The sequence below is a fragment of the Streptomyces sp. NPDC014676 genome (assembly GCF_043084105.1).
In the GTDB taxonomy this organism is placed as follows: Bacteria; Actinomycetota; Actinomycetes; order Streptomycetales; family Streptomycetaceae; genus Streptomyces.
This window is the reverse complement of record NZ_JBIBZI010000003.1, coordinates 467,961-479,816: the sequence shown is the minus strand read 5'-3', so window position 1 is coordinate 479,816 and position 11,856 is coordinate 467,961. Positions and strand designations below refer to the sequence as shown.

The window sequence follows — 11,856 nt, the reverse complement described above, 5'->3', positions numbered from 1 at the left end:
CATGGCCACCACGAACACCCCCGTCCTGCACCCCGACCTCACCCCGGCCCAGCGCGACTGCCTGGACGCCCTGCCGCTCACGGGCAGCCACGTCGTCAGCGGCCCGCCCGGCAGCGGCAAGAGTCTGCTCGCCGCGCACCGCGCGATCCACCTCGCCCTGACCGGCCGCCCCACCCTGCTGCTGTCCCGGTCGAACCTGCTGCGCCAGCTCCTGCGGGACACCCTTCAGGGCCTCACGGTCACGGGCGCCCCCGTCGAGGCCACCACCGTCCACGCCTGGGTGCTGCGCCACTTCGGCCAAGGCGCGCCGCGCACCCAGGACGGCTGGTTCGACTGGGCGGCCCTCACCCAGGAGGCCGCCGCCGCCGTCGGTGAGAACGAGGCGGACACCCCCCACCTCGTCATCGACGAGGGCCAGGACCTGTCCCCGGGCTTCTACCGCATGGCGCGCCTGGCAGCCGCCTCCGTGACGGTGTTCGCCGACGAGTGCCAGCGTCTTACGGACACCAACTCCACCCTCGCCGAGATCGCCGACGCCCTCGGCCGCTCCACCCAGCGCGTGGAGATCACCGGGAACCACCGCAACAGCCGCGAGATCGTCTCCCTCGCGGAGCACTTCCGCACCGGCGGCGCCCGCCCCGACCTGCCCTTCCGCAGCGGAAGCCGGCCCGTGGTCCGCCACTATTCCGGCACCCACGACCTCGCCGACGACATCGTCGCCCTGGCGGCCCGCCACCCGCGCGACCGTATCGGCGTCATCGTCAACTCCCTGCGTACGGCCGCCGACCTGATGCGACGCCTGGAGCGCGCCGGCCTGGCCCGGGAGCCGCAGCTCTACAGCTCGGCGGCCTCCTCCGGCCGGTACCGCGACCTCGACCTGGTCCGCCCCGGCGTGGTCGTCGTCCACCGCGCCAGCGCCAAGGGCCTCGACTTCGACACGGTCGTCATCGCCGACGCGGAGACCGACTCCGCCACCGACCCGACGTCGGCGGCCCTCCGCATGGCGTACTACGTCATGATCACCCGCGCTCGGGAGCGGCTCGTGGTGGGCTGGCAGGGCATCAGGCCGCCGCGGCACCTGGAGGGCCTGGACGCGTGGGTGCGCATGCGGTGACGGCGCGACGACCGAGGCCACGAACATGCAGGAAGAACAAGGGGAGACGATGACCGACGACCACAAGACGACCGTGCCCGTGTGGACGCTCGCGACCGCCGACGTCCGGGTGCCGGCGCTGACGGCGGGCGAGTCGATGACGGCCGAGCGCCTGACCGAACTGCGCGGGGCGCTGGCCGCCTTGGCGGACCAGCCGATCGTCACGCTGGAGGCGCATCCCCTTCCCGCCAGGATCGACCGGAGCCGTGGCCTCTCGCTCGACGCGGCGAGCCCGTTGGCGCAGCACCTGTCGCAGTTCATCAACCAGTCCACGCGCACCTCCCTCACGGCGGCGAGAGCGACCGCCTCCGGCGAGGTGCTGTACCGGATGGTGGTCCCGGCGAAGGTCGCCGCCCAGGTCGGGAAGGGGCTCGTGCGCCCGATGGCGGCGAAGGGGGCGGCCGGTGCCATCCGTGGCCCGCTCGTGGACTCGGCGGGCAAGATCGCCGCCGGTGCGAAGTTCGTGCCGGTCGGAGGGGCCGCCGCGGCCGGTACGGCCGGTGGGGCCGGTGCCACCGCCGGGGCCGTCGCCGCCGGCGGTGCGGCCCTCACCGTGGCCGCTCCGCTCGTGCTCATGGCCGTCGCGGTCGGGGTGAGCGCGCACGCCGACCAGAAGCGCCGGCAGGCCATCGAGCACATCACGGAACTGCTGGAGCAACTCCATGAGGACAAGCTCGACGACGAGCGCAGCGCCCTCGACGGCTGCCGGGCCGCCATCGACAAGGCCACGGCCATCCTGCTCGACCAGGGCAAGCTCGGAGTCTCGCTGGGACTCGACTCGGCGGTCTACGCCATCGACACGGCCCTGAGCAAAGCCGGCCGCCGACTCGCCCGGTGGCAGAGCGCGCTCGACGCACTGCCCGAGGACAAGCCCGTCGAACTCAACACCCTGACCGAGGCGTTCCCCGGCATCGACGACGAGGGCGGCACGTTCCGCGCCCACCTCGAAATCGCGTCCCTGGCCGTGGCCTTGAAGCGCCGGGTCGTCGTCCTGCAGGCCGTGGAGCACGCCCAGAACGACCCCGGCAACCCCTTCGAGAACTTCGTCCGGGAGCTCAAGAGCGACCAGCAGCGCCTCGACGAGCTGGAGTCGGGCCTCGCCCATGTCCTCCTGCGCCTGTCGGCCCTGGAACTGACCCGCCCGAACGGACGGCTGCCCGTCTTCAAGCCCAGTGAGGTCGACCGCCTCATGAACGCGGCCCACCGCATTCACCAGCTGGGCCGTGGTGTCACGGTCGGCGGTCGCCCGCAGGACGTGGCGATCGAGATCGCCCGCGAGAAGGACGGCTCGGTGGTCGTGTTCCCCGCGCTGCCCGCCGAGGCATAGCACCACGGGGACGCACCGCGTCCGCTCAGGCGGTGGTGTCGAGCAGGTCGGCCCGGACGGTCTTGCCGGTGGGCGGGTAGGGGACGCAGTCCCAGTGGTCGGCGAGCGCGGTGACGAGGGTCAGGCCGCGTCCGCCGGTGGAGAGCGGGTCCAGAGCGGTGGCCGTGGGGCAGGGGAGCGGGTGCAGGTCCCCACGGGCATCGCTCACCTCGACCCGGAGGCGCCCGGCGGCCGGGCCGAGCACCAGGGTCAGCCGGAAGCAGCGGCCGGGCACGCGGCCGTGCAGGACGGCGTTGGCGGCCAGCTCCGCGACGACGAGTGCGGCACGGTCCGTCAGGTCCTGCGAGGCGCCCCAGGACCGCAGCTCGGTCACCGCGAGGAGCCGGGCGAGACGGGCGCCGCGCCGCGTGGACGACAGCAGCTGGGTGAAGGTGCCGACGGGGCTGCCTACGTGGGGTGTTGCCTGGTTCATGCCCTCAGCGTGGCGGCCGGGTGCGGGCGGCGGCGAGCGCCGCGCCCCGTACGGGGAGCAGGCGTACGGAGGAGGGAGGCGCGTGGTACGTGGGACTCCCGCGCCGCTGAGCGCTGTGTGAGGAACGCGGGAAGCCACAACGGAGTTCGCGATGTCCCGGAACCTCCGCGGAGGCGGGGGACTGTCGGTGGCGGGTGACAGGATCACCGGCATGGTTCTCGTACGTACGACTCCGCCGCGGCCGGTCGAGGTGACCGACCTGTTCCCTGAACTGGCCCCGCTGGCGCGTCCCGCGGTCCGGCTGCACCCCCGCCCGGGATCGCCCTCGGTCAAGGACAGTTCCGTCGGGGGACCGTTGCTGTGGCCGGCCGACGAGCCCTGGCCGCACTGCGAGGACGCGCACCTGCACGGTGACAGCGGCTTCCGCGAGTCACCGGCAGCGATACGGCTCGGCAGGTACCGGCGGGCCCAGCGGCATGACGACCCCTACGGCCCCTTGTTCACGCCCGAGGAGGTGGCGGCGCTGGAGCAGAAGGCCGCGAGGCTCGCGGAGCGGCTCGACGCGGGCCCTCCCTGGCCCGATGAGGGCCCGGTCCCCCTGCTGCCCGTGGCCCAGCTGTATCTGCGCGACGTGCCCCTGCTGCGTCCGCCCGCAGAGGCCGATCTGCTCCAGGTCCTCTGGTGCCCCTACGACCACGAGCCGGACTGGAAGCCCGCGACCAGGGTGTTCTGGCGCTCCGCCGCCTCGGTCACCGACGTCCTCGCCTCGCCACCGGAACCGTACGAGGCCAACTACGACGGCTATGTGCCGGAGCCGTGTGTGCTGGCCCCGGAAGCGATCACCGAGTATCCCTGCAGCCTCGATCTGAGCCCCGAGGTGAAGCAGGTGGTGCAGGACTGGAGCCGATGGCAGGCGGCTCGTGCGGTGGTGCACGGCTCGTACGAGGAGTACCCGGCGGAGTACTACGACGCCCACTTGGCCGACGCTCCCGGCTGGAAGGTCGGGGGCTGGCCGCCCTGGGGCCGCACCGACCCGAACCCCCGGTACTGCGCCGTCTGCGAGGCCCGGATGGTCCCGCTGCTGACCATCGCCTCCTTCGAATGGGACGGCGAAACGTACAACTGGGCGCCGCAGGAGGAGCGGGACGCCGCCTACGCCCGCGGTCACCTCGCCGGCCTGAACCCCGCACAGCCGACGCGGGTGGAAGTGGGCAGCACCGACAACATGCAGCTCTACGTCTGCCCGGAGTCCCCCGAGCACCCGCACACCGACCTGATCCAATGAAAGCGGTCTATGCGCACGGGCAGGGCAGGTCGGGGGCCGTGCGGTTCGGGGAGCAGGTGACCATGGCGAGGGAGAGGTAGGAGGGGCGTTCGAGGTAGACGCCGTACGACACGTCGCCGCCGGCGTGCAGGCGCTCGGCGGCGGAGTCCACCAGCCGGGCCAGGCGTACGGTGTCGCGCTCGTGCTCCACGGCGAACCTCGGGGCGTACTCGGCCAGCCGCTCACCGAACCAGGCCGCGGCCTCCTTCGCCTCCTCCCAGGTTCCCCGCACGAGTGAGCGGGGCTTGACGAGCCAGTACGCGGTCTCCAGCGGCGGGAGGTCCGCCGTGCGGAACTCCGCGGCCACCAGGCGGTAGCGCTCGATGAGTTCCGGCCTGCTGCCGGCCGGGGGCGGTTCGGGGTGCGGGGGCCGCCGCAGGGCCTCGTCGTCGAAGCGGGCCTTGGGGCCGGTCCAGAGGTAGGCGTGGTGGTGCACGTGCTGTTCCCGTTTCCGTGACGAGGAGTGCCGGCCGGACGCGCGGGAGGAACGCGGCCCGGCCGGCGGCTGGGAGGGAAGGGGAGGGAGGTGTCAGGCGCCGAGGCCGAAGCGGGCCGGGTCGATACCGGCGGCGTCCAGCTCCTCGGTGGTGAACCGCAGCGGCTCCACGTCCGGCCGCTTGCTGTCACCGAGCGCCCAGGCGTCGCTACCGATCCGGGCCAGGGTCACGCACCCCTCGGTGCAGGGGCCGCCACACGCCTTCGTGAACGAGGCCCCGCCGATGTCCAGCGCGTAGAGGTCGGTTCCGTTCTGCATCACTGCACCTTCCAGCTCGTCCGAAGCGGCCGGGTCCGGCCGCCACCGCCCGGGGTGGGCGGGAATGCACGGAGGGGTGTTCGCCGGGTGTTTCCGCAGGTGAGCGGCGGACACGGACGGCTCGGCCCGGAATCTCCGTGACCTCAGAGTGGCGGTCGGACGGGGGTGGGGACGAGTGTCGCACCCCGTACGCTGAGTCAGCGTACGGACACGAAGAGTGGACGGTACGTCTGATGATCCGTCAGTCTTGGGGTGGAGACGCGAGCGGTGTGAGGAGCCGCCGTGGCGCGCGGTACGGGAGAGGAAAGGGGCGGCGGATGGACGTGGTCGGGGTCGAGGGGGAGGCGGCGGCCGGGGGCGCCGGCGCGCGGGCGGTTGCGGCGGGGGAGTGGGAGCGGGAGCCGCATCCGTCGGACAGCCTCCGGACGTTCGGGGCGGTCGTGCAGGGGCTGCGCGAGCACGCGGGACTGAGCAGGGCGGACCTCGCGGCGAGGGTCCAGTACTCCAAACACACGGTCGAGTCGGTGGAGTTGGGGCGCCGGATGCCGGACGAGGCGTTCGTGGAGCGCGCGGAGGAGGCGCTGGGCAACACGGGGGCGCTGCGGAAGGCCGCACGGCATCTGACGCGGGGGGAGGCGGGGCTGGCGGCGTGGTTCCGGCGGTGGGCGCGGTTGGAGCGGGAGGCGGTGAGTCTGTGTACGTATGAGTGCCGGTTGGTTCCGGGGCTGTTGCAGTCGGAGGCGTATGCGCGGGCGGTGTTCGAGGGCACCATTCCGCTGCGGACCGATGACGAGCTGGAGGTGCAGCTCGCGGCACGGATGGAACGGCAGGTGATGATGCGCGAGCGGCCGACGGTGCCGTTCAGCTTCATCGTCGAGGAGCATGTGTTCCGGCGGCGGTTCGGTGACGCGGAGGAGATGCGCGGGTTGGTGGACCACGTCCTTGAGCTCACAGCTCCGCGCAATGTGACGCTTCAGGTGGTGCCGCTGGAGGCGCGGTTGCATGCGTGTCTGGATGGGCCGTTGCAGATCCTGGAGACCTTCGAGGGGAGAAGGCTTGCCTACTCGGAGGGGCAGAAGAACGGGCGGCTGATCTCCGACTCGAAAGAGGTAACTGTGCTGTGTCAGCGCTATGACACACTGCGCTCGCAGGCCCTTAACCCGACAGAATCCCGGGACCTGCTGGAGCGACTGCGAGGAGAGCTATGAGCAGCGGTACGTCGGAACTCGCCTGGTTCAAGTCCAGTTACAGCGGTAGTGAGGGCGACAGCTGCGTGGAGGTCGCGATCGCCGAACAGGCCGTCCACGTACGGGACTCCAAGGACGTGACCCGCCCGGCCTTCGCCATCGGCCGTGAAGGCTGGGGGCGGTTCGTACGGTTCGCGTCGGAGCGATGAGCGACTTGAGGGCGTGCCGTCCGCCGGAGTGGCGGGCGGCACGCCCTCACCGCGTCTCGTTCGTAGGTCCATAGCCGAGGGCCGCACGGTTGATGAAACGGTCGCCGAGGTCACGCACGGGTGCGGACTTCGGTTGCGCGGCAGCCTTCTTCGCCGTGGACTTCTTCGGGGCTGGCTTCTTGCCACCCGCCCGCTTGGCCGCTGTCGCCTTCGCCTGCTTGACCTTCTTCGCGGCCGGCGTGTTGCGCGCGGCGAACCTCTTGCGGGCCGCGGCGAGTCTTTCGCGTTCCGTAACCGCCACGTTGGCGGGTAGGGCGTCGGTGAGGACGCGGGCCCGGCTGAGCGCGTAGCGCGCCGCACTCCAGTTCTTCTTGCTGATGGCCATGTTCGCCAGGCTGATGGCGTGCTGCAAGGCTCTGATCTTCGCGGGCTGCTTCCGAGGTATCTCGGACTCGGCCCCGCTGCTGCGCTTCTGCCCGGCGGCTCGCGTACGCCAATCGGTACCTGAGCTCAGGACGACGACCGACCGGGGGTTGCTGGTCTGGTTCACGCGTACCACGTGCGTTGTTCCTTGGGTGAGCGGTAGGGCAGGCCCCGGGGTGGCCACCGGCTGGGCCACCCCGGGGGCAGTTCAGTCGTGGCGGGGGCCCTGACCGGGGGGCGGGGTGAGGGTGGATTGGTAGGTACCCGACTCGCCCTCGATGAGCGGGTTCTCCAGGGTCAGGCCGGCGGCGGCCATGCGGTCGTACTCGGCGAGGATCAGCTTCTTGGTGCGGTACTCGCCGTGGGCCTTGATGTCGTTGTCACGGACGACGTTGAAGGTGTCCAGGATGTAGGCGGTGTCGTCGCGGTCGATCCCGTAGATGTGGAAGAACAGAGCGTCCAGTTCGGCGCGGATGACGGCACGGCGGTCGGGGTTCCAGCGGAAGGGGGCGCCGGTGTCACCCAGGTCGCGGGCGAAGGAGGCCATGTCGGTTGCTGTGTAGGTGAGTTCGAGAAGACGAGGGGTGAGGAACACCGTGTGGGGTGCGAGTTGGTCGGGAGCGGGGACGGCCAACTGCCGCACGATGAAGTAGCTCATCGAAGTGCCGCCGACAGCCTGTCGAGCCGCATAGTCGACGACGAACGAAGACCAGACTGCCGCGAGTAGTGCCGCCTGAGGGCCAAGGGCCAGCAGATACTTGTGGCCGAAGCCGTGGGCTGGAGCGGCTGCCGCGATCATTGTGCGCTCATCGCTGGCCCGGCAGATGTCTCGCCAGCCGAAGACCCATTGCCGGTCCCATCCCTTCGCTGCCAAACGGCTGTGGACGCCCGGCTCCATGACGGGTTTGCCGTTCTTATCGACCTCGCCAGTGGGAACATCCTGTTCCGGCACCCAGTAGCGAGGTAGCGGTATAGCGGAGGCGTCCTGGTGTTGATCCACGGTAAAGCGTGGAAGGGTGCGCTCGTTGAGTTGCTTTTCCGTGGCGTTCTCGTACGTAGAGAAGCGGTGGTCGTAGTGGTGAAGCATCTTCGCTTCGTACAGCGGGAGCAGGCGCTCTTTGCCACGGGTGAGAATGTTGGCGTCGAGGGTCCATCCCGCTTTAATGAGGTCGTCGAAGGTCTCGCCGTTCTGAACAGCCGGGCGGAAGAGGTGGGAGTCGTTTGCCATGTGGAACATGGTCATGAATGAGATGCCCCAGGGGTTCCCGCCTATTTTGTTCGCCTCATCGATCAGGACCGGGATACGGCGGTAGATGCCGAGCGTGATATCCGCATCCCGACGGGACGAGAAGATCGGACACGTCCCCGTGTTCGGGTTGACGCGGAGGATATCGCGCGAAGTCAGCGTGTATGCACGCTCAGTAATCTGTGCGACCTGGCGAACCTTGGCAACCATGGAGATGGGGGCATCAGGGGAACCCTGGCTGCGCATGGTCAGGAGAACGAAGCGTACGTAGTCCTTCACTGCGGCGAAAAGCTTTTCTTCGTTTCCGAACTCGAACAAGCTGGCCAAAGATCCTCGCTCGACCAAGTCCTTGAAGAAGAACTGCGTCGTCGCATCCGTAGCGATCCCTGTCGGAACGATCACACCCGCTCGTCCGCGCGGTCCCGTCAGCGTGCGGTCCGTCTCCGTAAAGACGGCGTATGTGTTGATGTCACCCCGTCCCGTCAGCGGGAAGCGGACGCTCGTGCGCAGGAAATGACTCTCACCTTCCGAGCGGCGCTTAGCGGCCTCAAACTCGGCGTACAGGCGAGTGCCGTCGGGGTCGTCCCGTAGTTCGGCGATGAGCCGCTTGCGGGCAGCCGCGTTCTTGGCCCCAGCAATGCGTGGGTCCCGCTGGGCGAAGAACTCCTGCTCCTGGAGCTTGACTCGCTCCCACGGCGGATTCCCCACCACTGTGTCGAATCCGCCAGCCCACCCCGTGCCCGGCTGAACGCCCGCCCCCGACTCAGGGACCGCGAACACCTCCGGGAACTCCAGGTGCCAGTGGAAGAATCGGTACTGATCCCGCAACCGCATGATCTCCTCATGCGTGCTGTCCGGCACCGCCGACTGATCGCGCCCCCGCAGCGCGCGGAATACCTGGTCCGTCGGCGCCTCCGGGGCTCCCTCCCACTTGGGCCACACAAACGCGGCGCACCACGCATCCGCAGCATGCAGATCCTGCACGTACGCCGTGGACTCGACGTAGGCCCGATACGCCGACTCCTGCGCCCGCACCTGCTCCAGAGAGTCCGCCGGTGCCGCAGTGATCCTGGCCAACTCGGCGGCGTACTGGTCGTTGCCCGGCAGGGTCTCCGTGTCGAACAGAAGCTCGTCCTGCCCGCCCCGCTGAACCCTGTTCCGCTTGACGAGCCCGGCCGCGTACTTCTTGTCATCCCCCTCGATGGGCTTGAACGCGTCGTCCGGAACCCCCTCCGCCAGCAGCTTCGGCGTCGCGCCAATAAGCCCGTTGCCATGCTTGACGTGGGCGTCCAAGAACCCAAGCGGCTTACCCGGCTCCAGCGCCTCCAACCACAGCGAAACCTTCGCCAGCTCCACCGCCATCGGGTTGAGGTCCACGCCATAAATGCACCGCGCGACGACCTCGTGCAAGGCATGCCGCACCGCATCGACCGTCGGCTCCGGGTTCCGCTCGCGTACGGACGCCACCCGCTTGGCAATACGCCGAGCCGAAGCGACCAGGAAGTGCCCAGATCCACAAGCCGGGTCGCAGACCGTCAGCCCGAGCAGTTCCTTCACGATGTCGTCAGCCGGGTCAGGACGGCCGGCCTTCGTCGCCCGCTCCTCACCCCGCTTGACCGCGTCGTCTATGACCGGGTCGAGCGTCGTGTCCAGCAGGCACTCGATCAGCGAGGACGGGGTGTAGTAACTCCCCGTCGTCTTCCGGCTGTTGCCCGCGACCTCGATCAACTCGAAGGACCGATCCGTAGCCGAGTGCTTCGGCTCCAGCTCCAGCAGCGACTCGTAGACCGAGCCCAGCTCCTCCGCGTCCAGATGCCGGTAGTCCACCGAACGCCAGCGCCGCGCCCCCGGGTCCCGCACCTGCGCCAGGTGCCGCACCGCCGCCAGCAACGACTCGTTGGACAACTTCAGCCCGTCCAGCGGCGCATCCGTCTCCGTGTGCGAGAACAACCCACCGAGACCAGGCAGCCCCAGTTCCGGACGGCCCCCCTCCGTGCCCAGCGCGTCAAGAACGATCCGCAGCGCCTCGTACTGGTCACCGTGAGCCGTCCCCTGCCGCCGCCGCGCCCGCTCCCGCAGCCGCGCCGACGAGAAGTACCGCTCGTACGCCTCCCGCTGCCGCTCACCCGCGTTGGGGTCGAGCAGCGCGTCCCGGTCCTCGGCCACGAAGACGAACAGCAGCCGGTACACGAGCCGCAGCAACGCGTCCCGCAGCGCCTTCGGGTCCACGTCCTCCCGCAGCCGGACGTTCTCCGGGTGCCGCAGGAACCCGGTGCCGAGCACGGTCAGCGCGTTCTGCACGCCCAGCCGCAGCTGGTCCAGCGCCCGCGCACCCGACGTGACAGCCTCCGTCCGCCACTTCTCCAGCCAGCACCCGGCCGGCGCCGCCCCCTCCGGCACCGCGAACCGCGACGCGTGCAGCACGCAGTACAGCAAGACGAACTCGCTGAACAGCTCCCCGTCGAAGATCGCCTCCAGGTCGAACTCGACATAGGCCGCCGTTGCAAAGGACGACGAGTCCCGCAGCAGCCGCAGTCGGCGCCCGTTCGTCAGGACCGCCCACAGGTGGGCCTCGGTCCGGTTCAGGCAGTCCTGGAGCATCGACTGCGCCGGCACCTGACCGGCCGCCGGACGCTTGTCCAACTCCTGGTTCCACGGCACCAGATGCACCAGCGCAGGCCCATGCCGGTGCGACACCGGGAACCGCTTCTCGGGGTCCGAGTCGGCAGGGATGCCCGCCGCCCCGACCTCCGTCAGCGCCCCGAAGTCCAGCTTGCGGAACAACTGGGCGAGCCAATCCGAGCCCGCCCGCCCCGTCGGGTCGGCGGACGGCGCCCCCGTGACCGGATCCGAGGGCAGCGCGGCCCGCAGGTCACGCCACAGCGGCTTGAGGTACTCCCAGGCGCGCTCCGCCTCGTCCCGGACCGGGACCGACGCGGGGAGGCCGTAGTCGGCGGGCTTGGTGCCCGGCAGGTTCCGCGCCTCGGAGATGCGCAGCAGCATGTCGGCGGGGAGGAGTCCGCCGACCGTGGTGACGGCGGTGAAGGCCAGGGCGGTGCGGGTGGCGGCGGCGGACATCAGGCTTCGGCTCCGGACACGGTAGAGGCGGCGGGGGCGGCGGGCGGCAGGTACACGTAGACGCCGAGGACGTCGGCGGGCTCCTGCGGGACGACCTTCAGGCCGCGGACGATCTCCTCGTTGGCCTTGCGCACGCGGCGGTGCGAGGCGTCGAGTTCGGCGGCCAGGCGGGTGCCGTACTCGGTGAGGTGGTCGGCGAGGCCGGGCAGGCCCTCAAGCGCGCGGGTGATGGCGTTGCGGGCGGCCAGCTCGTGGGTGTTGGCGGTGGCGCGGGCCCCGAGCAGCGCGGTGGCCGCGTCGTCATCGAGCCAGCGAGCGCGCTGCGGCAGGCCCTCGTAGGCGAGCAGACGGGCGTCCTCGGCGACGAGCTGCCGCTCGCCCGTGCGGGACGGCAGGGTGAGGTGGAAGCGGTAGCGGACCAGCAGCAGCGTGGTGCGCACGCTCACCGTGTCCGTGGTCACCACACCGCACCGGCGGGCCGGGCGCGGACCCAGCGCCTTCGCGTCCAGCGCCGAGTCCAGGACGTACGAGGCGACGGCCCCGATCGCCGGGTCGGTGCGGACCAGGGCGGCCTCGCCGCGTCCGATCGCCGGTGTCGTACGGAACGGGATCTCGCGGTCCTCCTCGACCAGCCGGTTGCCCAGCGTGGCCGCGAGCGCGTCCCGCAGGCCGGCCGGGGTGCC

General features: G+C 70.5%; 10 protein-coding genes. 5 read left to right on the top strand and 5 right to left on the bottom strand.

Annotation, left to right across the window (positions count from 1 at the left end; all coding sequences use genetic code 11):
- Position 1 precedes the first annotated feature (1 nt).
- Complete coding sequence (locus ACF1DX_RS10840) at positions 2-1,114, top strand: AAA family ATPase (protein WP_391790852.1); 1,113 nt, start codon at positions 2-4, stop codon at positions 1,112-1,114.
- Between the two features lie 49 nt (positions 1,115-1,163).
- On the top strand, positions 1,164-2,480 hold the full coding sequence (locus ACF1DX_RS10835; protein ID WP_391790851.1) for a hypothetical protein: 1,317 nt from the start codon (positions 1,164-1,166) through the stop codon (positions 2,478-2,480).
- A 25-nt stretch (positions 2,481-2,505) separates the two neighbouring features.
- On the opposite strand, the gene ACF1DX_RS10830 is transcribed toward ACF1DX_RS10835, so the two are convergent.
- Positions 2,506-2,952, bottom strand: coding sequence for an ATP-binding protein (locus ACF1DX_RS10830; protein WP_391790850.1), 447 nt, complete (start codon positions 2,950-2,952; stop codon positions 2,506-2,508).
- A gap of 211 nt (positions 2,953-3,163) precedes the next feature.
- Here ACF1DX_RS10830 and ACF1DX_RS10825 point away from each other — a divergent pair, with 211 nt between their 5' ends.
- Entirely contained in the window at positions 3,164-4,237 is a 1,074-nt protein-coding gene (locus tag ACF1DX_RS10825; RefSeq protein WP_391791184.1) for a hypothetical protein, read from the top strand.
- Positions 4,238-4,244: 7 nt separating this feature from the next.
- Here ACF1DX_RS10825 and ACF1DX_RS10820 read toward each other — a convergent pair whose 3' ends face one another.
- Both ACF1DX_RS10820 and ACF1DX_RS10815 read right to left on the bottom strand, forming a co-directional pair.
- A complete protein-coding gene (locus ACF1DX_RS10820) occupies positions 4,245-4,712 on the bottom strand; it encodes a hypothetical protein (RefSeq protein ID WP_391790849.1) in 468 nt (155 codons plus the stop codon).
- A 93-nt stretch (positions 4,713-4,805) separates the two neighbouring features.
- Positions 4,806-5,030 (bottom strand): DUF397 domain-containing protein, encoded by a 225-nt coding sequence (locus ACF1DX_RS10815; RefSeq protein WP_391790848.1) that lies wholly within the window; start codon positions 5,028-5,030, stop codon positions 4,806-4,808.
- A gap of 317 nt (positions 5,031-5,347) precedes the next feature.
- On the opposite strand from ACF1DX_RS10815, the gene ACF1DX_RS10810 reads away from it, so the two are divergent.
- Both ACF1DX_RS10810 and ACF1DX_RS10805 read left to right on the top strand, forming a co-directional pair.
- Entirely contained in the window at positions 5,348-6,238 is an 891-nt protein-coding gene (locus tag ACF1DX_RS10810) for a Scr1 family TA system antitoxin-like transcriptional regulator (protein WP_391790847.1), read from the top strand.
- Positions 6,235-6,426 (top strand): DUF397 domain-containing protein, encoded by a 192-nt coding sequence (locus ACF1DX_RS10805; protein ID WP_391790846.1) that lies wholly within the window; start codon positions 6,235-6,237, stop codon positions 6,424-6,426. Before ACF1DX_RS10810 ends, ACF1DX_RS10805 begins: the two co-directional genes overlap by 4 nt.
- A gap of 46 nt (positions 6,427-6,472) precedes the next feature.
- Here ACF1DX_RS10805 and ACF1DX_RS10800 read toward each other — a convergent pair whose 3' ends face one another.
- Positions 6,473-6,838, bottom strand: a complete 366-nt coding sequence (locus ACF1DX_RS10800; protein WP_391790845.1) for a hypothetical protein — start codon at positions 6,836-6,838, stop codon at positions 6,473-6,475.
- A gap of 219 nt (positions 6,839-7,057) precedes the next feature.
- Complete coding sequence (locus tag ACF1DX_RS10795; protein ID WP_391790844.1) at positions 7,058-11,173, bottom strand: Eco57I restriction-modification methylase domain-containing protein; 4,116 nt, start codon at positions 11,171-11,173, stop codon at positions 7,058-7,060.
- Positions 11,174-11,856 lie beyond the last annotated feature (683 nt).